Annotated in this window: 21 protein-coding genes; 5 read left to right on the forward strand and 16 right to left on the reverse strand. The window is 45.8% G+C overall.

Translation table 11 applies throughout. The features are described 5' to 3' along the window. Nucleotides 1-2: 2 nt before the first annotated feature. The gene (rpe, locus tag MO387_RS11810; protein ID WP_006084504.1) at nt 3-677 is read right to left on the reverse strand and encodes a ribulose-phosphate 3-epimerase; all 675 of its coding nucleotides are present in this window, start codon (nt 675-677) and stop codon (nt 3-5) included. 276 nt (nt 678-953) lie between these two features. Between rpe and MO387_RS11815 the strand changes: the two genes are divergently transcribed. Beyond that, nucleotides 954-1319, forward strand: coding sequence for a hypothetical protein (locus MO387_RS11815; protein WP_107946269.1), 366 nt, complete (start codon nt 954-956; stop codon nt 1317-1319). Further along, a complete protein-coding gene (locus tag MO387_RS11820) occupies nt 1319-1504 on the forward strand; it encodes a DUF2970 domain-containing protein (protein ID WP_107946268.1) in 186 nt (61 codons plus the stop codon). The genes MO387_RS11815 and MO387_RS11820 overlap by 1 nt, the downstream gene beginning before the upstream one ends. 18 nt (nt 1505-1522) lie before the next feature. On the opposite strand, the gene MO387_RS11825 is transcribed toward MO387_RS11820, so the two are convergent. From MO387_RS11825 to MO387_RS11865, 9 genes are all read right to left on the reverse strand, one after another. Beyond that, entirely contained in the window at nt 1523-2362 is an 840-nt protein-coding gene (locus tag MO387_RS11825; protein WP_012588791.1) for a Dam family site-specific DNA-(adenine-N6)-methyltransferase, read from the reverse strand. Between the two features lie 48 nt (nt 2363-2410). Next, the gene (locus MO387_RS11830) at nt 2411-3862 is read right to left on the reverse strand and encodes an AAA family ATPase (protein WP_107946267.1); all 1452 of its coding nucleotides are present in this window, start codon (nt 3860-3862) and stop codon (nt 2411-2413) included. 18 nt (nt 3863-3880) lie between these two features. After that, nucleotides 3881-4957: a 3-dehydroquinate synthase gene (gene aroB, locus MO387_RS11835; protein ID WP_006084509.1), complete on the reverse strand. Its 1077-nt coding sequence runs from the start codon at nt 4955-4957 to the stop codon at nt 3881-3883. Between the two features lie 9 nt (nt 4958-4966). Then, complete coding sequence (aroK, locus tag MO387_RS11840; RefSeq protein WP_006083542.1) at nt 4967-5482, reverse strand: shikimate kinase AroK; 516 nt, start codon at nt 5480-5482, stop codon at nt 4967-4969. A gap of 216 nt (nt 5483-5698) precedes the next feature. Continuing rightward, nucleotides 5699-7750 (reverse strand): type IV pilus secretin PilQ family protein, encoded by a 2052-nt coding sequence (locus MO387_RS11845; RefSeq protein ID WP_107946266.1) that lies wholly within the window; start codon nt 7748-7750, stop codon nt 5699-5701. Nucleotides 7751-7771: 21 nt separating this feature from the next. Then, nucleotides 7772-8287: a pilus assembly protein PilP gene (locus MO387_RS11850; RefSeq protein WP_107946265.1), complete on the reverse strand. Its 516-nt coding sequence runs from the start codon at nt 8285-8287 to the stop codon at nt 7772-7774. Beyond that, nucleotides 8287-8910: a type 4a pilus biogenesis protein PilO gene (locus MO387_RS11855; protein WP_107946264.1), complete on the reverse strand. Its 624-nt coding sequence runs from the start codon at nt 8908-8910 to the stop codon at nt 8287-8289. The genes MO387_RS11850 and MO387_RS11855 overlap by 1 nt, the downstream gene beginning before the upstream one ends. Then, nucleotides 8907-9491, reverse strand: coding sequence for a PilN domain-containing protein (locus MO387_RS11860; RefSeq protein ID WP_107946263.1), 585 nt, complete (start codon nt 9489-9491; stop codon nt 8907-8909). The genes MO387_RS11855 and MO387_RS11860 overlap by 4 nt, the downstream gene beginning before the upstream one ends. Beyond that, nucleotides 9479-10558, reverse strand: a complete 1080-nt coding sequence (locus tag MO387_RS11865; RefSeq protein ID WP_106651741.1) for a pilus assembly protein PilM — start codon at nt 10556-10558, stop codon at nt 9479-9481. Before MO387_RS11865 ends, MO387_RS11860 begins: the two co-directional genes overlap by 13 nt. A gap of 188 nt (nt 10559-10746) precedes the next feature. Between MO387_RS11865 and MO387_RS11870 the strand changes: the two genes are divergently transcribed. Continuing rightward, complete coding sequence (locus MO387_RS11870; protein ID WP_107946262.1) at nt 10747-13281, forward strand: PBP1A family penicillin-binding protein; 2535 nt, start codon at nt 10747-10749, stop codon at nt 13279-13281. 101 nt (nt 13282-13382) lie between these two features. On the opposite strand, the gene argH is transcribed toward MO387_RS11870, so the two are convergent. The 5 genes from argH to argC form a co-directional block, all read right to left on the reverse strand. Further along, entirely contained in the window at nt 13383-14750 is a 1368-nt protein-coding gene (gene argH, locus MO387_RS11875) for an argininosuccinate lyase (RefSeq protein ID WP_107946261.1), read from the reverse strand. Nucleotides 14751-14859: 109 nt separating this feature from the next. Beyond that, the gene (locus tag MO387_RS11880) at nt 14860-16098 is read right to left on the reverse strand and encodes an argininosuccinate synthase (protein ID WP_006083550.1); all 1239 of its coding nucleotides are present in this window, start codon (nt 16096-16098) and stop codon (nt 14860-14862) included. Between the two features lie 60 nt (nt 16099-16158). Continuing rightward, the gene (locus MO387_RS11885; protein ID WP_107946260.1) at nt 16159-17064 is read right to left on the reverse strand and encodes an ornithine carbamoyltransferase; all 906 of its coding nucleotides are present in this window, start codon (nt 17062-17064) and stop codon (nt 16159-16161) included. Between the two features lie 12 nt (nt 17065-17076). After that, nucleotides 17077-17859, reverse strand: coding sequence for an acetylglutamate kinase (gene argB / locus MO387_RS11890; protein ID WP_106649098.1), 783 nt, complete (start codon nt 17857-17859; stop codon nt 17077-17079). Between the two features lie 31 nt (nt 17860-17890). After that, on the reverse strand, nt 17891-18871 hold the full coding sequence (gene argC, locus MO387_RS11895) for an N-acetyl-gamma-glutamyl-phosphate reductase (RefSeq protein WP_107946259.1): 981 nt from the start codon (nt 18869-18871) through the stop codon (nt 17891-17893). A 624-nt stretch (nt 18872-19495) separates the two neighbouring features. Here argC and ppc point away from each other — a divergent pair. After that, a complete protein-coding gene (ppc, locus tag MO387_RS11900; protein WP_006084518.1) occupies nt 19496-22165 on the forward strand; it encodes a phosphoenolpyruvate carboxylase in 2670 nt (889 codons plus the stop codon). Next, nucleotides 22165-22710, forward strand: coding sequence for a DUF1439 domain-containing protein (locus tag MO387_RS11905; protein ID WP_006083555.1), 546 nt, complete (start codon nt 22165-22167; stop codon nt 22708-22710). The genes ppc and MO387_RS11905 overlap by 1 nt, the downstream gene beginning before the upstream one ends. A gap of 124 nt (nt 22711-22834) precedes the next feature. On the opposite strand, the gene MO387_RS11910 is transcribed toward MO387_RS11905, so the two are convergent. Continuing rightward, on the reverse strand, nt 22835-24109 hold the full coding sequence (locus tag MO387_RS11910) for a CinA family nicotinamide mononucleotide deamidase-related protein (protein WP_107946258.1): 1275 nt from the start codon (nt 24107-24109) through the stop codon (nt 22835-22837). Between the last annotated feature and the right edge of the window lie 377 nt (nt 24110-24486).

The following is a 24486-nucleotide window of genomic DNA, read 5'->3' on the forward strand; positions in this document are numbered from 1 at the left end:
ACCTATGCCCCAACTTTAGCAAGTTCGGCACGCATCTCATCAACAACGGTTTTGTAATCTGGCTTGCCGAAAATGGCAGAACCCGCAACAAACATGTCGGCACCGGCGGCCGCGATTTCGGCAATATTGTCGACCTTAACGCCGCCATCCACTTCTAAGCGAATATCAAAACCGCTGGCATCGATACGCGCACGCACTTGACGCAGCTTATCTAAGGTCGATGGAATAAAAGATTGCCCGCCAAAACCAGGGTTCACCGACATCAATAAAATCACATCCAGCTTATCCATCACATGGTCGAGATAATGCAATGGTGTGGCAGGGTTAAACACGAGACCCGCTTTACAGCCACACTCTTTGATCAACTGAAGTGTGCGATCGACGTGTTCGGAAGCTTCTGGATGGAAAGTAATAATAGACGCGCCCGCCTTAGCAAAATCAGGCACAATGCGGTCAACTGGCTTGACCATCAAATGCACATCAATATCGGCGGTAATACCGTAGTTACGCAGCGCTTGGCACACCATAGGGCCAATTGTTAAGTTAGGAACATAGTGATTATCCATCACATCAAAATGCACTACGTCGGTCCCCGCATCTAACACGGCTTTTACATCATCGCCCAAACGGGCAAAATCGGCAGATAAAATCGATGGAGCAATCAAGAATGGACGCATAAAACACTCGCTGCTATTTGGATAAAAAGTGCCTTATTTTACCCTGAGCTAAGCTAAGCCTCTATAGCTAAAGCCACATTTCTGGCAATTGATACGCGATGTAGCAGTCAGCAAAGCAACACATTCTGCAACTATCGTAGTCAATTGGGGTCTAGATAAGATGAAATTTGCTAACATTTGCGCGCATTTTGGCGGCAATTGATAAATTTTTGTTCATAAACTAGGCGAGTTTGTTATACTCGAGGCGCAATGCTGGTTCATTTCAAAGGAAGCGTTATGAAGGGGCGGTTTAGTTTGTTTTCACACTATGTTAGGTCGGTGACATTTAAGTCATCTATGATGTTGGCATTCACTGCAGTTGTCGTGGCCACGTTAGCCTTTGGCATTGAAAAACTTACGGAAAATACCGAAACAGCTTCTTGCGCTTGTAGCAGTGACACCCGTTACAATAATGCACTGCCTAGTAGCCATCCCAATAATCGCTGCGCCGATCAAGCACAAACCCTAAGCTGGAAAACGTGGCTCACAGGTAAAAACCGTTCGAGTCAGTTCCACTTTGTCGATCTGCTTGAGCTATTACACGGTCATCAAGATAAGCCTATGGATGATCTCAAACCCACTACGTCGCATCTCGCCTATTAATGCTTAGCCGTATCTGGCAAGTATTCCAAAGCACAGTCGCCGCCTTTTTCGGGGTACAAACTGACGACAATCGAAAAAAAGATTTCCAAACTAGCTCACCATTACCTTATATCGCAATGGGAATCGTGTTGGCAGTCATCTTAGTGGCAAGCCTGATGTTTCTCGTAGGACAAGTGCTCAGCTAAACCTAAGCTATGTCGAACCTAGTCATCCTTTGGATCGTAATTTTCATCATATAACGCCATCAACTCATCCACTTTGTTACGACCACTACCATTTTGGCTAATGTTACGTTGCACTTGGATTTTCGCTAAGTGAGCGCCGCGGTATAACTCGCGAGTCAATGGAATATCGTGATTACTGATCAACACAGGAATACCACGTTCTAGTGCTGTATGGCGCGAATGACGAGCCAGCAGCGCTTGGTCGTCTAGACTAAAGCCAGCACCGACATACGTAGTGAAACTGGATGTGGTAGATAATGGCGCATAAGGTGGATCGCAATAAACCACATCGCCGCTACGTGTCTGTTCAAAGGCTTTTTCGTAACCTATGCATTTAAACTCAGCACGTTGCGCTTTTTCAGAAAAGGCCCAGATTTCCTTTTCGGGGAAATACGGCTTTTTATAGGAACCAAAGGGCACATTGAAGCCGCCTTTACGGTTATAACGGCATAAGCCATTAAAACCATGACGGTTTAGATAGAGGAAATACACGGAACGTTGGAAAGGGTCGCGACATTTATTAAAGTCGGTCCGCACCTGATAGTAAGCGTCTTTTTGATTCATCTCATCAACAAACATTGCCTTAGCCGCGGCAATGTAAGCTTCTGGTTGATGCTTCACAATCTGGTATAACTCAATCAAGTCCTGATTAATGTCACAGAGCAGGTAGCTAGGATAATCCGTATTTAAGAAAACGGATCCTGCACCCACGAATGGCTCGACCAAACGGTCTCCTGTGGGTAAATAACTGGCCAAATCATCCACCAATTTAAATTTACCGCCAGCCCACTTAAGGAAGGCTCTGTGTTTTTTTATCATTTAACTTGATGAATGCCGACAAAAATAAAGGCCATGATTGTACTCTGTTTATTCTGAAATTTCACGATTTGGCAGACTTTCTTCTAGTTGATAATCTTTTAAATCCGCCCACTTTCTTACCCAAGGTTGATCGAGATGATACTCTTTAACCAATTGTGCGGCGGCATTCGAAGCTGACTTGCTATTGCTGTAGTTGCCAACAAGGACAACCCAGCGTTGCTTATGTCGTGCAACGCGAACACCCTCGACATGCTCGATACTCTTTAGTGTCGAACGCAGGGTATCCAATTGAGCAACACTGGCAATCTGTATTGTGTAACCCTTGAGCGGCTTTTGCGTATCAAAGAATACTTTAGTTATCGGCTTTTCAACCTTTGCAGTCGCAGCCGTTACAGGTTGAATCTCTGCGACTTTGGCTTGTGATTTGGTCTCTTCAGGCGGTTTATCCTCACCAAAAGACTTGCTACTCACCTCACCCACACTCACCAAAGCGGCATCGTCAGGCATGGGATGTGGCGCTTCACCGTGGAATTCACTTAAGGGATCGACGGCTTGTTCAGTTTTGGCTTCTTCTGCCGTCTCAATTTCAATCACTTTCGCAGTCTCCGCAGCGAGCTTTAGTTGCTCAGCGCGCAGCATAAAATAGGGCGCTAAAACTTTTTGCCCGTAGGACAAGAATGCGGGTGAATCTATCGATGGATAAGTCACGACCTCTGGAGCTTGCTCTTCAGGAAATGGTTGAGTAACACCAAGCCAAATACCTAGCGCTAACAACATGCTCACAGCTGTCACCATCACAGCTTTATACTTCATCCAAGAAGATGTTTTCTCTGGCGTGCTATGCAAGGCTTTATCTAACAGATTGACCACTTCCTGCGGCGTACCCGTTTGCTTCTCAAGCTGACTACGTACAATTTCCCTTGGCGTAAAAGGATTTTGCTCGCTGTATCTCAGTAACGTTTGATACAAGGCCTCACGCTCGGGCATGGTTAACGGCTCAATATTGATAGGCAATATCTGCCGCCGTAACTGCTCCGGTAATTGTGGCAATAGATCGGCTAAAAATGCCGGTGGAACCGTGAGTGTGACAGCGATATTCTTACCCGCACACTGGATCTGATTGAGAATAATACACTCTGCCCACAAAGCCTTAGGCAATAAATGCGCATCATCGATAATGATATGTAAGGGTTTAGTTTGCGTGCTCGCAAGCCGCAACAGGGTATCGGCGAGGGGAATATCGTCGTCAAAAATCGGGGATGAAATTAACTGGACCAGAATTTTACGGCGGATCTCAGCGTTATCAGCATGCATAGGACAAATCACAAATGCCGCATTGGATTCGTCAAAATCGGTCGCTAATCCGGTCACTAAGGTGGTTTTGCCTGAGCCGCTGACACCAGAAAGCACCAGCAGCTGATCGCTATAACTGGCAACATGATGCATTCTTTGTATGAGGGCTTCCTGAGAAGGAAGCAAGACAGAACCCTGAAACGTCACTCACCCACCACACAGTTTTTATGCGCAGCGAATAACCTGTTCAAGGGTGGATTCTGTGACTTGACTAAACACATCCGCGCGGCCTATAGCCGTTGGGAGCACGAGTCGAATCTGACCGCCTAAAACTTTTTTATCGCGTCGCATATGTTGAATGAAACTGTCGAAATCCATAGATTCCGGCGCACTCACTGGAAGATCAAAAGCTTGTAGTAACTGTATGATACGACAAACTATTGACTCATCGATAAGCCCCAGTGCTTTAGCTGTTTGAGCAGCAAGGACTGTGCCAGCTGACACGGCTTCACCATGCAACCAATTACCGTAGCCCATTTCGGCTTCAATCGCATGACCAAAGGTATGACCTAGATTCAATAAAGCACGTACACCCTGCTCAGTTTCGTCTTGGCTAACTACATCGGCCTTAATCTCACAGCAACGGGAGATAGCATAAACCAATGCTTGGGCATCTAAGGTTTTTAGTGCCGTTACATTATCTTCAAGCCATTGAAAAAAATCAGCATCCCACATGATGCCATACTTGATGACTTCCGCCATTCCCGCCGCAAACTCGCGCGCTGGAAGCGTATGTAAACATAAAGTATCGATAAGCACGATTTGTGGCTGATAAAAGGCTCCAATCATGTTTTTACCAAGAGGATGGTTAACAGCCGTTTTACCGCCGACGGAAGAATCCACCTGCGACAATAGGGTTGTCGGAATTTGAATAAAATCGATCCCACGTTGATAACATGCCGCGGCAAAGCCCGTCATATCACCAATTACGCCGCCACCCAAAGCCACCAGCACAGAATCTCGACCATAGTTTTGCTGCAGCAATGCAGTAAAAATAGTATCTAGATGTGCTAAGTCTTTGAATTGTTCGCCATCGGGGAGGATAACACTCTCTACCTCACCAAACGAAGCCATCGTCTCTTGTATCTGTTTAAGATACAAAGGCGCGACAGTTTCATTGGTGACGATAAGAATACGTTTTTTAAGCAGGTAGCGAGACAAGGTCTCGCCATCACTCATCAAATTCTGGCCAATGTAAATGGGATAACTACGTACACCTAAATCAACCTGAATTTGCTTCATAAATTCTGCCTAAAAACCTAATTGCTCAATGATCTGATTGGCGACAATCTTTGCGCTTTGATCATCGGTTTTGACAATCACATCGGCAATTTCTTCGTACAATGGATTACGGATCTCTGCAAGATTCTCCAACACTTCTCGAGGATCATCCACTTGCAATAATGGGCGTCGCTTGTCTCTTTGAGTACGAGCGACCTGTTTGTCGATAGTGGTTTCCAGATAAACCACAATGCCACGAGCAGACAGATGATTACGGATATCTTTGCTTTGTACTGAACCACCACCGGTGGCAAGGACGATACCTTGTTTTTCAGACAAATCAGCAATAACCTGAGCTTCACGACGACGGAAGCCTTCTTCACCTTCGACGTCAAACACCCAAGCAATATCAGCGCCTGTGCGTTGCTCAATCTCTTGATCTGAATCGTGGAATTCTAAATGCAGCATTTGCGCCAGATGGCGACCAATTGTGCTTTTACCTGCGCCCATAGGGCCTACCAGAAAAATATTACGTTTTTCAGCCATTTCTTGTACGTCTGAATCTTATTGAAAAGTATGCCTATATCGACTCAACATCAAGCCGACCTATATGTTACCTTGCTCTTATGAGACTTGACCGAGGATTATCTCAGCTTAAGGTCTACTATGGCAAGCCATGTGCGCTATTTATGCAAAGAATTGTATACCAGTAATAATAAAGCCAGCAATTACTGCTGGCTTTAGTCGATACATAGCAAGTGCTTAGATCTTCTCACCGACAATTTTCGGGGTGACGAAAATAAGTAGCTCTTGACGCTCATTTTTGTCTGTTGTGTTCCTAAACAAGAAACCAACTAAGGGAATATCACCTAGGATTGGCACTTTACTGACACGGCTAATGAGATTTTGCTGATAAATACCACCAAGTACTATGGTTTCGCCGTTATTAACGAGCACTTGGGTACCAATACGTTGAGTATCGATGGCCACAGCGGGACCCGTTGGAGTATCAACGGTTTTACCCTGAGAATCTTGAGTAATTTCTAGATCTAAAATGACTCGGTTATCAGGCGTAATTTGTGGTGTAACCCGTAGAGATAACACCGCCTTCTTAAACGTGACTGACGTTGCACCACTCGAAGTAGACTGCACATAAGGGATCTCGACACCTTGCTCAATATAAGCCGCCTTTTGGTTAGAGGTGGTAATACGAGGGCTAGCGATGATCTCACCTTTGTTTTCTTGCTCTAACGCACTTAATTCCAAATCTAGAATGGTTCCATCTGCCAATTTAGCGACATGAAAAGCAATACTCGCTGGATTAGTTGCTGCCGCGGGTAAGTTAACATTTAAACGCTGATCGGGGGTGGGGATAATTCCGTTGGCAATATTCTGTGCACCTTCTAATGTGCCAGAAGTTCCCTTGCTACCCTGCTGATCGGTGACACCCCAACGAATACCTAAGTCTTCGGAGACATCATCTTTTACAGTCACCATACGTGACTCGATCAACACTTGGCGGATAGGGATATCGAGCACTTCAACTAAGCGGTGGATGTTCTCAATCGTTTCAGCCGTATCTTTCACCAGTACAGTGTTGGTACGTTCATCGACCGCGACTGAACCTCGTGGTGAAAGTAAGCTCGAATCCGTACTTTTTAATAACTCTGCAATATCGACCGCTTTCGCGTAGTTAATTTGTAAATACTCGGAATAGAGCGGTGCTAACTCTTTAACCTCTTGTTTGTTTTTGAGGTTTTGGCTTTCACGAATTGCCAGCTCTTCGCTCGGCGCCACCATTAAGATATTACCTTCGATACGCTTATCTAATCCTTTGGTTTGAAGAATTAGTTCTAAAGCTTGATCCCAAGGCACATCATCCAATCTTAATGTGATATTGCCTTCCACAGTATCACTGGTGACTAAGTTAAAATTGTTATAGTCAGCGATGATCTGTAGCACAGTCCGTACAGGGATATTTTGGAAATTAAGCGACAAGGTACGGCCATTGTATTTTTTAACATCTTTCTTGGCGGCGACTCTCTCGACTCTATTCATTGAAAGTCTAAAGAGATTATCTTCTTGCTTATAAGTGAATTCATAGTTACCCGCAATATCAATTAATATGCGCGTAGTTAAGTCCTCTTTAAAGGTCTCGAAACTTTTTACTGGCGTGGAGAAGTCTTTCACATCCATAACATACAGAAGATCATTATTAATATCTGTATTATATAACTTCACTTCGAGCTTAGCGCCCACTTGCTCGACATTAGCCGCAACCGAACGATTATTTAGATAGATTAATAATTCACCGCCACCATTATCATTACGACGAAAATCGATATTTTTAATGCTATTAACGAAAGGGTTTTCAGCTTGGGCTTGAGTGCCCGCCACTTCATCGTTGATAGTGAGTCGATATGAATTCCCCATTACTGAACCTTGGTAAGGTTTCACTTTGGACATACCTAAGATGACTTTAAGACGAGTATCTTGCTGCTCAGTGGTGATGTCTGCCACCCCAACCTGATTAATGGATAAACGATCCTTAGATAAACCTGAGATACTGTTATCGAAGGTCAGCACTAGCTCTGCGGGCGAAGCATTTGAATCTATTGCAGGCGGAGCGACCGCATCTTCAAAGACCAATTCTAGCTCCAATTGATGATCAACCAGAGCATGGTATTTAACATCCATTAATCGATTTGCCGCAAAACTCGATGGCAAAATTCCAAATACCAGTGCGATCCCTATAACAGACTTGATTAAGCCTGAAGAAATTAACGGGACTTTTATCGCGGCAGAAGATTTCATTATTTCCTCATCCTTCGCTCGTTATTCTCCAGAAAGTTCTAAATTGCTTGTCCTTTCAGACCAACAACCAGAACCATCTGGAATTAATTCTACTACTTCGACATTTTGTGAAGTAACTTTAGAAATGCGTCCATTAAACAGACCTAAATACTCACCCGCTCCCATCCGATACACACTGCCGTCATTTGTTTCAACTAACGCCCAAGTCGTATCAGCTTCACTTAAGGTGCCGCGCATTTTTAAATTATCTAAAGGATAAGTTTCTAACCGCCCTTTTCGACGCTTTAAATCTGGTTGCAAACAATCCTTGCTGGTATCAACAACCTCTTCCGTTAATTCACGTGAAGGAGGTACAAAGGGGCTACGCATTAACTCGGCTTGATAGGCAAAGTGCTCAAATCTCGGCGGTTCTTTTAAAGGTGGAATATGAGCAACGTGTTGAGCTTTGGTTGTAGTAACAAATAGCTCTAAATCACTGCGATCGCCAACACAACCCGTTAAAAAAAGACACATAGCTATCAGAGGTAAGAACTTCATTATTTCTTCCCCTTCTTAGCAGGCTTTTCAGGCGGTAATTCAGCCCCTTCTTTAAAGCGATAGGTCTTGGCTAAAATGTCCATTGCTAAGTTGCCAGCATCATCGCGCTTAATGGTAAAATCATGAAGGCTGACAATACGTGGCAGTTTTGCTACGCCACTCACCATATTACCTAGCTGATGATAATCGCCCGTCACGGACATTTTGATGGGAAACTCAATATAGAAATCCCGCTGAATTTCAGGCTCCCAATCTAAGCTCTTTATTCGAAGTCCTGCATCGGTCGCGACGAAGGTTAAATCGTCTAGCAAACCAGGCATTTCATTCTCAGAGGGCAGCATCTTCAGCAACTCGGCAAATTGCACTTCCATCGTTGCTAACTGCTCACGATAGAGCTTTAAATTTGCAGCAAGTTGATACTTATTCTTAAAGTCATCTCTGAGTTGTAATTCCCTATCTTGCTCTGCGGTATAAGTATCAACCGAATCTGAAACGACTAAGAAATAACCCGCAGTAAAAACACAAAGTGATAATAGGACCGCGAAAAAGGTTTTAACTTGGTTTGGCCAGCCACCAATATTTTCAAAGTCGATATCATTGAACTGACTTAGATCGAGTTTCATTTACTCGCTCCTTTTGTCATTTTCTCAGGCTCGCCCACATTCGCGCCTTTAATCGTGACTCTTAAACTGAATCGCTGTAATTGCCGTAATTCTTCATTTTGGGTCACGATCGATTGCATATTCGGATCGGTTAGCCATTCAGAGGTTTTTACCTTACGCATCATATTGGCAACGTTATTATTTGATTCGCTACGCCCTTCTATCAGCAACAAACTGCCCTTTTTCTCTAAGCTAGAAAGGTATATTCCAGGGGGCACTATTCGCACTAGCTCATCTAACACATGAGTAGGTAAATTACGGGATTGTTGTAAATTCAGAATAATTTCGGTGCGACGCTCAATGTCTTTCTTACGCTCGGTAATTTTCTTAATCTCAGAAATTTGTGTTTCGAGCAGGCTAATTTCCGATTGCAAATAACTATTACGCGCTTTCTGCTCATCAGTCATAACGTCCAATAGAGATACTGCCACATAGACTAAGACCGCTGACGCTAAAAATACCGCAGCTAGAATACCAATATAATCGCGCTTTTGTTTTTCTCTCGCCTCTTCTCGCCAAGGGAGTAGGTTTATGTTCGCCATTGACCGTAACTCCTCAATGCTAAGCCACATGCAACCATATATTTACTGATTGTAGGTTGCAGTACAGTTTTAACCGACTCATCAGCATGCAGGCACCCTTGAAAAGGATCGGCAATAATAGTGTGGACCCCCAATTCATTCGTCAGTAAATTGGCCATACCTTCTAATTTAGAGGTCCCACCACATAATACGAGGTAGTCAACTTTATCTTTTCCACTCGAAGTACAATAGATTTGCAGCGTACGTTTTATTTGTTGTAATAGCTGAGTTTGGAAAGGTGATAGGACTTCAAACATATAATTTCGTGGTAGGTCGCCTTCAATTTTTGCTTTTTCGGCTTGATCATAAGACATGCCATAAAAGGATAATATTGACTGAGTAAATTGTTCACCTCCGAAGGCTTGTTCACGAATAAAAGTCGTCTCTCCCGCTTCAACTACAGAAAAAGTCGTCATATTGGCGCCAATATCGACCATAGCAACGGCCTTATGTTTCGCTCCTTCGGGTAGCTGCGCCAGAATTAATTCAGCTGCGCGACCTAAAGCATAACCTTCTACATCAACCACTTTAGCCTCAAGTTCTACACTATCGAGCGCATCGACTCTGACATCAATATTGTCGGTGCGGCATGCGCTCAACAACACATCCACTTTGGTAGGATCTGTACTGTTTACACTGAGGGTTTCAAAATCTATGCTGACTTCATCGAGTGAATACGGAATAAGGTTATCGGCTTCGATTTCGATCTGTGCTTCCATTTCCTCCTCGCTCAGCGAGGCGTCCATGTAAATGACTTTAGTCATGACTGCAGAGCCTGAAACACAAACCGCCGCATATTTAACCGATTTAGGTAAATTGCGTTTTATTTGCCTAAGGCATTCGACAACGGCATCAGCATCACGAATATCATGATCGTTAACGGCCCCCTTTTTAATGGGTACCGCCGCATGACTCACTATCTTGTATCCATCAGCAGTCTTGCTCAACAAAATGGCCTTAACTTCATGGGAACCGATGTCAATTCCCACCATCTGCGGAGCCTGACGCTTCCATAAATTTGAAAGCATATCCATTGTCACTTTTTTATTTATATTTCAGTAAAAGAGATTAGCACAAAATCAACTTGTTATACTTACTTGTATCGAATGTTTCATCATTTTACAAACGCTATTTTAAGCTTCTCACGTTTTTACTTCACCAAGAGGTGTACGCCTTATATACTGTCGCACTTAACGGAACATTAGGATAAATTTTGGTGAAGTGGTTAAAACGTATTGTTATAGCACTATTCAGTCTAGCCCTTTTGGGAGTAGGCGCCATTGTGGCAGCATACTTTTATGTTTTGCCGGATTTGCCGGATGTTTCAACACTAAAAAATGTGCAACTTCAAACACCTTTACGCATCTACAGCAGTGACGGCAAACTTATTTCACAATTTGGTGAGAAACGTCGCATTCCATTGAAGTTAGACGAAGTACCAAAACCCCTACTTCAGGCGTTTATCGCAACTGAAGATGCGCGTTTTTACGAGCATGGCGGTATAGATCCCGTTGGCGTACTTCGCGCCGCATTAGTGATGTTGACCACAGGTGAGAAAAAGCAAGGTGCCAGTACCATTACCATGCAGGTTGCGCGTAACTTCTTCTTAACCCGCGATAAAACGATTATTCGTAAAGTGAAGGAGATTTTTATCTCCTATCACATTGAAGAGTTACTTACCAAAGACGAGATTTTAGAACTCTATGTGAACCGCATTTACTTAGGCCAACGCGCCTATGGTGTTGGTGCCGCTGCACAAGTTTATTTCGGTAAAGATGTTAAAGACCTTACACTCTCAGAAATGAGTATGATTGCGGGCTTACCCAAAGCGCCTTCGACTCTCAACCCTGTGACCTCACCTTCTCGTGCCGTCGCTCGCCGTAATGTCGTCCTCATGCGGATGAATGAAGTAGGTTACATCAGCCAAGCCGAATACCAAGCCGCACTACAAGAACCGCTGGTTGCTAAATACCACGGCGCCGAAATTGATCTCTATGCGCCGTATATTTCTGAAATGGCACGGGATTATATGGTGCAGAAGTATGGTGAAGAAGAAGCCTATACCAATGGCTACAACGTCTACACGACCATTTCATCGGATATACAACTGAAGGCTCAACAAGCGCTACGCAATAACGTTTATGCCTATGATGAGCGTCATGGCTATCGTGGTCCTGCCGCTGTGTTGTGGACAGACGAGAAACCAGAACAAGCTCAAATCAAGGCTGAACTGGCTAAGGTGGCTTCGATTCAAGAACTGCAACCCGCAGCCGTCATCAGCGTGGCAGATCAACAAGCCAGCGTCATGACCGCCAAGGGCGAAACTAAAATCATTGCTTGGGATGGTCTGAAGTGGGCGCGTAAATTTATTACCGATAAGCGTCAAGGCAGCGTTCCTAAGTCAGCCTCTGACATGCTCAAGGTCGGTGAACGTATTTGGATCCGTGATAACGGCCAATATTTGCAGTTATCGCAAGTACCAGAAGTTGCCAGCGCGACTGTGTCACTCGACCCACAAAATGGTGCGATTCGATCTCTAGTTGGCGGATATAGCTTTAGCCAAAGCCAATACAACCGCGTCACTCAAGCGAAACGGCAATTAGGCTCAAACATTAAACCTTTTATTTATGCTGCAGCGTTAGAGAAAGGCTTTACCTTAGCAACCCTAATTAACAATGCACCAATCAATAAACCCGATATCAGCCAAGGTACTGCATGGCGCCCTAAAAACTCGCCAGATATCTATGGCGGCCCAACCCGTTTACGTGTTGGCTTAGCGCAGTCAATTAACGTGATGTCTGTACGTGCAATGCGCCATGTTGGGCTAGATGCCACCATTGCAGAATTGGTTAAGTTTGGTTTCGATCCTAATGACTTACCGCGTAACGAGTCGATAGCTTTAGGTTCGTCTTCAGTAACACCATTACAAGTGGTTACTGCGTTTAACGTGTTTGCTAACGGCGGTTTCTTACTCGAGCCTTTCTATATCGATCGCGTCGAAGATGCCTACGGCAATGTGATTGAAAAAGCCAATCCAACATTGGCCTGTAAACCTAGCCAAAGCCTTAGCCAACCTGTTACACCGAGCGATCCTATGGCGTTCAGTGTTAGTGGAGATAGCAGCACAGAACCGAGTGCGCCCGTTGCTCAGTGTTTCGAACAAACGGGTCGCTTTGCACCTCAGATCATTTCAGAACAAACGGCATTCCTCATCACCGAAGCATTAAAGAGCGTGATCTGGGGTGGCGGCGATTGGAGTAAAGGCACGGGTTGGCAAGGTACAGCTTGGCGCGCGGCAAGATTGATAAAGCGTCATGATATTGCAGGTAAAACGGGTACAACTAACGAATCTCGCGATACGTGGTTCAGTGGATTTAGCCCGATACTCACTAGTACATTCTGGGTTGGTTTCGACGATCACGGTCGACAACTAGGCAGAACAGCATGGAACGCCAATGGCGAAAAAGATCAGATAACTGGCGCCGAAGCGGGCGCGAAAACGGCAGGTCCGGGTTGGAACGAGTTTATGAACAGTGTCTTACAAGGCACACCTGAAACCACATCGATTCCACCAGAAGGCATTGTATCGGTACGGATCGATTTAGCAACGGGTAAACTCACGCGTAAAACCGACTATACCAGCGCATTCGAATACTTCATCTCGGGCACTGAGCCGAAGGAATACATCAGCGAAACGCAGGATGAAAACAATTTATTCATCGATGCACCAACCGATGATTTATTCCAATAAACGAGTGATAGAAAGTCATTGCCGATACGTTGAATGACCCAATAAAAAACGCGACCTTAAGTCGCGTTTTTTTATTGGCTTGTTGATTTAAACAACTCGCCTTAGCGGGCTTTTTTAGCCGCTATCGCCTGCTGAATTTGCGGCAGTGCTGTCCCACCAAGCACATCGCGTTTCGCTAAACAAGCTTCAATAGTCAGGTTTGGATAGACATCATCTTCAATGATTGCGGCAAAAGTTTTTAATTCAGCCAAGGAGAAATCCTCGAGCGGAATTTGCTTCGCTATCGCAGCAACCACGACTTCACCCACAACATGGTGCGCCTCACGGAAAGGCATACCTTTAGACACGAGATAATCAGCAAGCTCAGTTGAATTGGCATAACCTTGCTGCGCGGCTAACAGCGTATTCGGACGATTCACCACTAAACCCGATAACACTAACGCCGCCATATCGAGGCAAATTGCCCAGCTATCAACCACGTCAAACAGGCCTTCTTTATCTTCCTGCATATCTTTGTTGTACGCCAAAGGCAGTGCTTTCATGGTGGTGAGAATGCCCACTAAACTGCCATAAACCCGGCCCGTTTTACCACGGATAAGTTCTAATGCATCAGGATTTTTCTTCTGCGGCATCAGGGATGAACCCGAGGTCACTTCATCACTCAGAGAGATAAAATTGGCTTCGCCCGAGTTAAAGAAAATTAAATCTTCAGCCATACGGCTTAAATGCATCATGCTGATCGATGCCGTTGAACACAGTTCTACCACGTGATCTCTGTCTGACACACTGTCTAAACTATTGAGCGTCGGCGAGGCAAAGTTTAGCGCTGCAGCTAGTGCATGCCGATCCATTTTATAGGCTGTGCCAGCAAGGGCGCCTGAACCTAATGGACAGGTATTAGCGCGGGTTAACGCATCGGCTAAACGGCTGATATCCCGCTCATACATTTCCACATAAGCTAAACACCAGTGGCCAAATGTCACAGGTTGGGCGCGCTGCAAGTGAGTGTAACCAGGCATTACCGCATCAAACTCACGTTCAGCCAACGCCAGCAATTCAGCATGTAAGCTTTGAAGGCGCGCCAGTAGTGCAGCCCCTTCGGATTGACACCAAAGCTTTAAATCGGTGGCAACTTGATCGTTACGGCTACGGCCGGTGTGCAATTTCTTACCGAGATCGCCCACTTTGGCAATCAAGGCCGACTCGACGAAACTGTGAATATCTTCAGCGCCCGACGCGAGAATAATCGCTGGATCGCCATTCACTTCCACTAGCAAATCATTGAGTGCTTTTTTCAAGTCGCTGCATTCAGTGGCTGTGATAATACCTACGCTAGCAATCGCATCAGCCCAAGCGATAGAGCCGATCACATCCTGTTCGAACAGGCGATAATCCACGGGTAGCGAATCGTTGAATAATTTGAATAGCGCGCTCGTTTCGCCCTGAAATCTTCCACCCCATAAAGCCATGCTAACTCCCCTTACTCACTGCTGATTTGAAATCGACTCATCTGAATCAAAAAACTTGATCAAAACCTAGAAACAAAAAAGGGCGCTAGGCGCCCTTTTAAACGACCTATTACTTAGACTTAACGTCATTAGCGTTGAGTGCGCGGATGCGGCTCGCTAACGAGTACAAGCGGATAAAGCCTTCTGCATGTTTTTGATCGTACACTTGATCTTCACCGAAAGTGGCAAATGCTTCAGAGTACAAGCTGTTAGGTGAACGTTTCTTCACTGCCGTCGCTTGGCCTTTGTAGAGTTTAACCACAACTTCACCGTTAACTGATTCAGCCAGTGATTCAGATGCCGCCAGCAGTGACTTACACAGAGGCGTGAACCAACGGCCGTCATACACTAAATGCGCCATTTGTGCGGCAACTTGCTCACGCCAGTTACGGCTAGTCTTGTCGAGTACCAGCTCTTCAATCGCACGCAGCGCAGCGAACATCACGGTGCCGCCGGGTGTTTCGTAACAGCCACGAGACTTCATGCCGACTAAACGGTTTTCAGTGATGTCGATACGACCCACACCGTGTGGCGCAGCAATCGCGTTTAATGTCATCAGTGCAGCATAAGGCGTTAGCGCTTCACCATTCACTTTAGTGATACGGCCATGTTCTACTTCTAGCGACACATATTCAGGCTTGTTCGGTGCATCTTCAGGATCGGCTGTCAGAGTCCACACACCTTTGCTTGGCTCGTTCCATGGATCTTCTAACTCACCACCTTCATGGGAAATATGGAAAGCGTTGGCATCACGGCTATAGATTTTAGTCGCTGACGCTGACGTTTTAATGTCACGCTCGGCTAAATAGGCCAGTAGATCTTCACGGCTTTGCATAGTCCATTCACGCCATGGTGCAATCACTTTTAAATCAGGGGCTAATGCGGCGAAACAACCTTCGAAACGTACTTGATCGTTCCCTTTACCGGTACAACCGTGGCATAAAGCATCGGCGCCCACTTTACGGGCCACTTCAACCTGTGCTTTGGCAATGATAGGACGCGCCATTGACGTACCAAGTAAATAAGTGCCTTCGTAAATCGCACCGCTCGCAATCGTTGGGTAGATATATTCTTTAACGAATTCTTCTTTCAGGTCGACGATATGACACTCAGACGCACCCGAAGCTAAGGCTTTTTCAGTCAAGCCAACCAGCTCTTCTTCGCCTTGGCCAACGTCGGCGCAGAATGCGATGATTTCACAGTTATCGTAGTTTTCTTTTAACCAAGGAATAATGGCCGAGGTATCTAGACCACCTGAATAGGCTAAAACCACTTTTTTCACGCCAGTATTTTTTATCTCGATAGACATCTTAAATTCCTATGACTCGTTTCTCACCTAGGAGAAAACAGGCTGCTAAACAGGGTTAATTTAACTAAATAAGGTTACCAGTACCGCATTTTGGGCATGCATCCGATTTTCGGCTTGCTGCAGAATTAAGGATCCTGCACCGTCCATCACTTCATCTGTTACTTCTACACCACGGTGGGCGGGCAAACAATGCATAAAGAAGTTAGCGCCCGCTTTCGCCATCAAGGCTTTGTTTACTTGGTATGGTGCAAACTTCGCTTTGATATCCGCCAGCGGCGTTGGATCGCCCATTGAAATCCAAGTATCGGTATAAATCGCATCGTGACCTTCAATCGCATCGATATCTGAAGTCAGTACCAGCTTACCGCCATATCGCTTAGCAAGCTCTTGCACTTCTGCCACTACGTAGCCATCAGGAAAGTGACCCGCTGGGCAGATCACTGTCATGGTAGCACCGAGAATAGCCGCACAGTACATCAGCGAGTGAGTGACATTATTACCATCACCAACATAAGCTAATTTAGCTTTGCTGACATCCTCAAACTGCTCTGCCAGTGTTAAAAAGTCAGCTAAGGCTTGGCAAGGATGATAAAGATCCGACAGCGCATTGATCACGGGCACAGAGCCGAACTCGGCTAATTGTTCGATAGTGGTGTGTGAATAGGTTCTCGCCACAATCGCATCGGCCCAGCAAGATAAGTTAGCAGCAAAGTCAGCAACCGATTCCCGTTGACCTAGCGCACCATTTTGTTGATCTAGGTATAAACAGTGGCCACCGAGCTTATTAATACCGATATCAAAGCTAACGCGTGTTCTGAGCGAGGGCTTTTCAAATAACATCACCACACTCTTACCATCCAGCGCGTGGCGGTACTCAGCCGGATTGGCTTTGATCGTTTTTGCCAAGGCAATCAGATCGAGTAACTGCTGCTGGGTTAACTCTTTTATCGATAGTAAATGCTTCATAACCTACTCCACTTATGGTTGGATTTGTGTTCCTACGGCTTCACCTTTTGCTAATGCGATTAATTGGCTTGCATCACGCCACGAGGCAACTTGTACCGCCTGCCCCATCCACTGCGCGACTTCGAGCGCAGCTTCAACTTTGACCTTCATTCCCTTTTCGATCACACCTTGTTTTACAAGGTCTGCAATCTGCTTGCCATTTAAACTGTGGATGAGTTGGCCTTTACCATCGAGCACACCAGACACATCCGACAGCAGCACTAACTTGCCGCCCACTAATTTGGCTAAGGCCGTCGCCGCTTGGTCAGCATTGACGTTAAGCATTTGGCCATCGTCCATCATGGCGATGGAGCTACAAATCGGCATCCAACCTTGGGCGAGGATAAACTTAAGATAAGTGCCATCGTTTGGCGTGACTTCGCCCACTAAGCCTAAACGTTCATCTTTAATCTTTGCCGATACAGTATTGCCATCGGCGAGGCTCATGCCCACACTCACAATCCCAGCCTTAGTCGCTGCACCTTGCAGAATTTTGTTCGAAGTGCCCGCAAGTGCGCCGGCAATAATCGGCATTTGCTCAGGCGGAGTCACACGTAAACCTTCTAACTTGACGGTTTCCATGCCGTTAGCCGCTAACTGTTCATCCACCAAACAGCCGCCGCCATGCACCATCAACACTTGCTGACCATTGGCTAACATAGCCGCAGCCGTATCCATTAACCGCGCCATCCCCATTTCACACTGCAGCAGTGCGCCACCAACTTTAAGAACTAATACTGAGTTGTTTGTAGACATCTTGACGACTCTCTTAAATAAGGATGAACAATTAAAGGTTAAAATGAATCTTTATGCATTGCAGCGCTTGGCTGGCAGCACCTTTCATCAAATTATCGATTGCACTGGCTACCACTAAGTAACCGCTATTCTCATCAAACTTCCAACCTAAGTGGCAGTTAGGTGTCAGCACCACATCGTCCACTTTAGGGAACTGATTATGCTTCACTGTGACCAATGGCGCCTGGTCATATACGCTATAGGCCGCTGCCACATCGGCAGTCGTAGTGCCTGGTTTTAGCTGCACGGTAATAGTCGCTAAAATGCCACGCTTAAAGTTGCCAAGATGCGGGGTAAATATCACTTCTTGACCAAGCTGAGTGGCGATTTCGGGTTGATGTCTGTGGCCTAATACGCCGTAAGGTGTCAGGCTCACTTCACAAAAACTGGTGTGTAACTGCGCCTTACGGCCCGCACCCGTTACGCCGCTCACAGCATTGATCACCGGATAAGCCGATGTCAGTAAACTCGCCAGCGGTTTTAACGCTGTCAACGATGCGGTCGGGTAACAACCTGGCACGGCAATCATCTTAGTCGCCGCGATTTCTTTAGCATTCCATTCGGCAAGGCCATATACGGCTTTGGCTAAAACTTCAGGATATTCATGCTCAAAGCCATACCACTTAGGATATTGCGCCACATCGCTGAAACGATAAGCACCACTTAAATCGAATACCGCTAACCCTTGGCTATAAAACCAAGCGGCTAAATGTAAGCTCACTGAATGCTCAGTCGCTAATACCACGGCATCGGCTTCGGCAACGATTTTTGCCTTAGCGTCATCGGACAATGGCGACAGCGTTAATGCGATATGGCTATAGCTAGGGTACAAATCCGCTAAAGGCTTACCTTTATCTAAACTGTTTTCAGAAACATACAAACCCTGAATCGTCAGATCTGCTTCTGCATGGATTAAAGCGGTCAGTTGTGCGCCTGTGTAACCACTGGCACCAATAATGGCGATATTTTTCATGTGTTGTTGTCTTATTAACCGAATCAAAGAAACTTAAAGAATAGATGAATAGCGTACACGCAACTGCGCGTATCTATGATGACAAGATTATCGTCGCAGGAAATCGTAATTGGTTGTTATTTTATTCACTGTCAGGTTAATGCTCTGAATCATGATATTTACTCTACAGGTCACAGGGGGTGACTCATCTCAACTGCAGGCTAGACTACCACAAAGATCTACTTATGCAATATATGTGAATATATATTTTTAATTTATTTTTATATTTCTTACTGAAATGCAGATCTCGCCCGCCTATCAACCGTTCAACTAACTCGTTAATAACTCAGTTATCTAGGGTTAATTTGCGCCAAAATCAGTCCTTTTTATTAACAGCCAAGATACATGCCTGCAAAGCCGAAAATGATGCACTTCATATTCACTTACGCTAATCATCACAAAATATTGCGTAGCTTCGCATTTATATTGAATATTCCTCAACGATCATTGCGATTAGTTGCATATTAGATAAGCCAGTCGTATAAGTTATAAGTTCTTCTGTTGACCATTGCCCCAAGTGATAGGTATTGTGCTAACGGGCTAAATGCAATGCGGAATTTTCATGTTTTTCTATTCGGAGTAACTATGGTTGTAACCAAGGCAGACAATATGACCGATATGTATGCGTCATTAAGATCGAACGTGAGTATGTTAGGACAAATCCTCGGTGACACTATGCGCACCCACCTCGGGGACTCTTTTCTCGAGAAGGTTGAACAGATCCGTAAACTTGCTAAAGATTCACGCCGGGGCGATCAAGCCGCTAGAGAGCAAATGCTCGAGTTACTCACCGCCCTGCCAGACGAAGAATTAGTTCCGTTTGCAAAGGCATTTAACCAGTTCCTCAACTTAGCTAATTTATCTGAACAATTTCATACCATTAGCCGCAACTGCGACGAACTCGTCTGCGTACCAGATCCCGTGGAACAGCTGCTAGGCCGCATGTTAAATGGCCGTGTAGACCAAACGAAAATGCTCGACTGCCTTAAGACACTGGATATCGATCTAGTGCTGACAGCGCATCCCACAGAAATTTCCCGTCGCACTCTGATCCAAAAATACGCCGCCATTGTCGACTGCTTAACTGAGCAAGAAAACGACCAATTATCAGATAGAGAGCGTCAGCAAATCAGTCTGCGCCTGCGCCAATTGATCGCGCAAATCTGGCACACCAATGAGATCCGCCGTGAGCGCCCAACACCTGTTGATGAAGCCCGCTGGGGATTATCGACCATTGAAGAGTCACTCTGGCATGCGGTGCCAGACTTCTTAAGACAGCTTAACGACCAAGTGCAGCAACGCACGGGTCAACAATTACCGATTGATATCGCGCCAGTGCGTTTTTCAAGCTGGATGGGCGGCGATCGCGACGGCAACCCCTTTGTTACCGCGAAGGTCACCCAAGAGGTGCTCGATCGCAACCGCCATGCCGCCGCCAGATTATTTCTAAAAGACATAGTCCTACTGGTTGGCGAGCTGTCGATGGAAGAAGCCAATGATGAGTTAAAGGCTTACACCAACAACAGCTGCGAGCCATACCGCCACGTGTTGCGATCTATTCGTCAAAGACTGCGTGACACCATAGATTATTTAAATGCGCGCATCGAAGGGCACAATCCTGAAGTCGATAAGTCGAGCCTGATTTGGCAAGAAAGCGATCTCAAAGCGCCGTTAGAAATGCTTTATAAGAGTTTGACCGACTGCGGTATGCGCTTAATCGCTAATGGTTTATTGCTCGATATTCTCCGTCGTCTCGCCTGTTTTGGCATTCACATGCTCAGACTCGATATTCGCCAAGATGCCAGCCGTCATAGCGATGTGCTCGCCGAGTTAACTCGCTATCTCGGTATGGGTGATTTCAACCATTGGGATGAAACCGAGAAACAAGCCTTCCTATTACGCGAACTCAGCAACCGTCGTCCACTGATCCCAAGCAACTGGCAACCGTCAGCCGATGTGGCCGAAGTGCTTAATACCTGTCGTTTAATTGCTAAACATCCAGCTAAAGCGCTTGGATCCTATGTAATTTCGATGGCGGGTAAACCATCGGATGTCTTAACGGTTTTACTGTTACTCAAAGAAACGGGCTGTTCGCATCCAATGCGCGTGGTGCCGCTGTTTGAAACCCTAAGCGACTTAAACAACGCCGCAGCCTGTATTACCGATTTACTCGATATCGACTGGTATCGTGGTTATACCAAGGGCATGCAAGAAGTGATGATTGGCTACTCTGACTCTGCTAAAGATGCCGGCGTAATGGCGGCGGCTTGGGCTCAGTATCACGCTCAAGAGCAGTTAGTGGCCGTCTGTAAACAAGCGGGCGTCAAGCTCACACTATTCCATGGCCGTGGCGGCAGCATTGGTCGCGGCGGCGGTCCAGCACACAAAGCGATTCTATCCCAACCTCCGGGGTCGGTAGATGGCCGTATTCGTGTCACTGAGCAGGGCGAAATGATCCGCTTCAAGTTTGGCTTGCCAAAACTCGCGGTTCAAAGCTTAGCCTTGTATACCTCTGCCGTATTAGAAGCAACCCTGTTACCACCGCCAGAGCCTAAACAAGAATGGCGCGATTGCATGCAACGTATTGCAGAAGAATCCGTGGGTGCATACCGTGGCATAGTGCGTGATGAACCTGATTTTGTGGCTTATTTCCGCGCGGCAACGCCAGAGGTGGAATTAGGAAAACTGCCACTCGGCAGCCGCCCAGCTAAACGTCGTGTCGATGGTGGGATTGAAAGCCTACGGGCAATTCCATGGATTTTTGCTTGGTCGCAAAACCGTTTGATGTTACCTGCATGGCTTGGCGCCGGTGAAGCGCTACAAGCCGCCTGTGAACGCGGTGAAATGGGCTTATTACAAGAGATGGAACGGGAATGGCCTTTCTTCAGCACTCGCATTTCAATGCTAGAAATGGTCTACGCCAAGGCGGAACCTAATTTAGCCCGCTACTACGAAACCTGTTTAGTACCGAAAGACTTGCATCACTTAGGCGAAACCTTGCGCCAACGCTTAGATCTGGGCATTAAAGTCGTGCTTGAACTGACAAAATCAGATAGCTTAATGGCGCATACGCCGTGGAATCGCGAGTCAGTAAAACTGCGAAATCCGTATATCGATCCATTAAACTTCTTACAAACCGAGCTATTAGCGCGGACACGTAAGGAAACAACAGAAACTCCCGCGTCTGAACATGTGCAGCTAGCGCTAATGCTGACTATTGCAGGTGTGGCAGCGGGAATGAGAAACACTGGTTAATGAAAAAACTTTCCCGCACGATTTGCTTGGGACTGACTGTACTGCTTGGCGGCTGCGTCTCGCAGTACAGTATCAGCGAGCACGAAATGGAGCAGTACCTCAGTAAAGAGATTCATTTTGAGATTAAACAAGGCAATCAATTAGTTGGCGCAGAAGTGCGCATTAACGACATCAGTGTCAGGCTAGGTGCAAAACCTGACACTATGAGCGTAAGTGCCGCAACTCAAGTATCAATTAAGAATCCAATCTTTCCATTGAGTGCCAAACTCACGACGACTTTTGAGGCCAAGCCTTGGTATGACAGCGCAACGCACAGTGTCTATCTGCGCCAGCTCGAATTAGTTAAAGTGGAGTCAACACCAAAAGATATTGAAAAAGCGATCAGCAGTGCCACACCGCAGGTGATGGGTTATCTAAGGCAATTCTTAGAAAACCAGCCTGTGTATGTACTGGATACTAAGGACAGTAACCAAGCACTGATGGCAAAAATGACCGAAAGCATTCAAGTTGCCCCAGGTAAATTAGTGCTGAAATTCACGAAATAACCGATTATTTTGTGGATCATCCGCCATAAAAAATGCTCCCTCGGGAGCATTTTTGTTAATACCTTTAAACTGACGTAAACCAATAATATTAAAGATTGTATAATCTTCAAGCTTGTATAAAAAGTTACTTACTGAATCGCCCAATCGACTGATAATCGACAATCACGGCTTCAGCTAAAAGCTCACGTCTTAACATATCGTAAGCCACCGCAGCACTTAGGCTACGCACCAGATCCCGCGAACGTCGTGGTAGCTTGATCATCTGACTATAAACGCCGCCGCGAGTTGCTAAGGCAATCGCCACAGTGCCCACAGGCTTCTCGTCTGTGCCACCATCGGGTCCCGCAATACCACTGGTTGCCAGCGCATAGTCACTGTCCAATATTTGTCTTGCCCCCTTTGCCATTTCTTCCACAGTCGCAATAGAGACTGCGCCATGATCATCTAAGGTTGAAGGATTAACACCTAACACGCGCACTTTAGATTCATTACTGTAAGTCACTAATCCGTGCTGCAAGTATGATGAACTACCAGGGAAATCAACTAACTGACTGGTGATCATGCCGCCAGTGCAGGATTCTGCAACACTTAAGGTCAAGCCGGAGTTGAGTAACTTATAATGAATTTCTTCGGCGAGAGTGGCTTTGTCTTCCGCGACTACCGCAGTGCCCAGCACCATTTTGATGTGCCCAGCGACCCGAGGTAATACCGCTATCGCCTTCTCGCCACGGGCAAAAATCTTAATCTCAATATGCGGCATAGAAGAACGGTAACCAATAGTAATGCCTTCTGGCAGCTCTAATGGCTCTAACTTATCCGCCAACGCCGACTCACCTTGGCCTATCGTTAATAATTTCTTTAATGCGACCTTGGAATCAAGATTAAACTCATCGCGAATAAAAGGCACAAACTGCTCTGTAACCATGTGCTTAAGCTCGAAAGGCACGCCCGGTGTAAAGAATAACCACGCGCGGTTAAGCTTAACTCTAAAGCCACAGGCGGTTCCCACAGGGTTATCAACCATCACAGCAGACTCTGGCAGCATAGCTTGCTTGAGATTACTTAAAGGCATTTCACGGTTATTACGAGTAAACCACTCCTCTAAACGCTCACGCCATTCCACATTCTCAACCAATGGTTCGCCCTTAGCCTTCGCCATCGCTAAAGCTGACATATCATCACTCGTCGGCCCGAGGCCACCATTAACGAGAATAACATCAGCATGTAAGCTACGTTCTTGGAAAACTGCAATCAAATCCTCGAGGCGATCGCCGACAGTCACTCGACGCTGGATCTCGACACCATGCTCCATCATAGTACTGGCAAACCAAGCGGCGTTGGTATCTACAATCTGCCCCGCCAACACCTCTTCCCCAGTACAAATCATCTCTAACTTCATCTCAGATCCTTATCTACCCCAACAAATTAAAACATAAGGTAAGTAACCGCTTAACTAATAGCAATAGCTAGGCGCGATCTAGAACTCAGATCGCTGTAGCGAAATCGAAGCATTGTCAGAATAACTGCTGAAATAAAAGCCAAGGTACAAGAATTATTAATGTCGTGGAGCGTGAAAGAAAGTAATTGTAGAGAGAAAATTGAAGAGAAACTAATAAATTGAGGACAAACTAGGCTGGAATTGACAAATTGCAGACGCAAAAAAGCCAGCTTATTCAGCTGGCTTCGTTACATCTCAATGAGATAATTAGGCGCTTGGCGATGACCTACTCTCACATGGGGAGACCCCACACTACCATCGGCGCGTTTGCGTTTCAC

The organism is Shewanella sp. N2AIL, from assembly GCF_022690845.1.
In the GTDB taxonomy this organism is placed as follows: Bacteria; Pseudomonadota; Gammaproteobacteria; order Enterobacterales; family Shewanellaceae; genus Shewanella; species Shewanella baltica.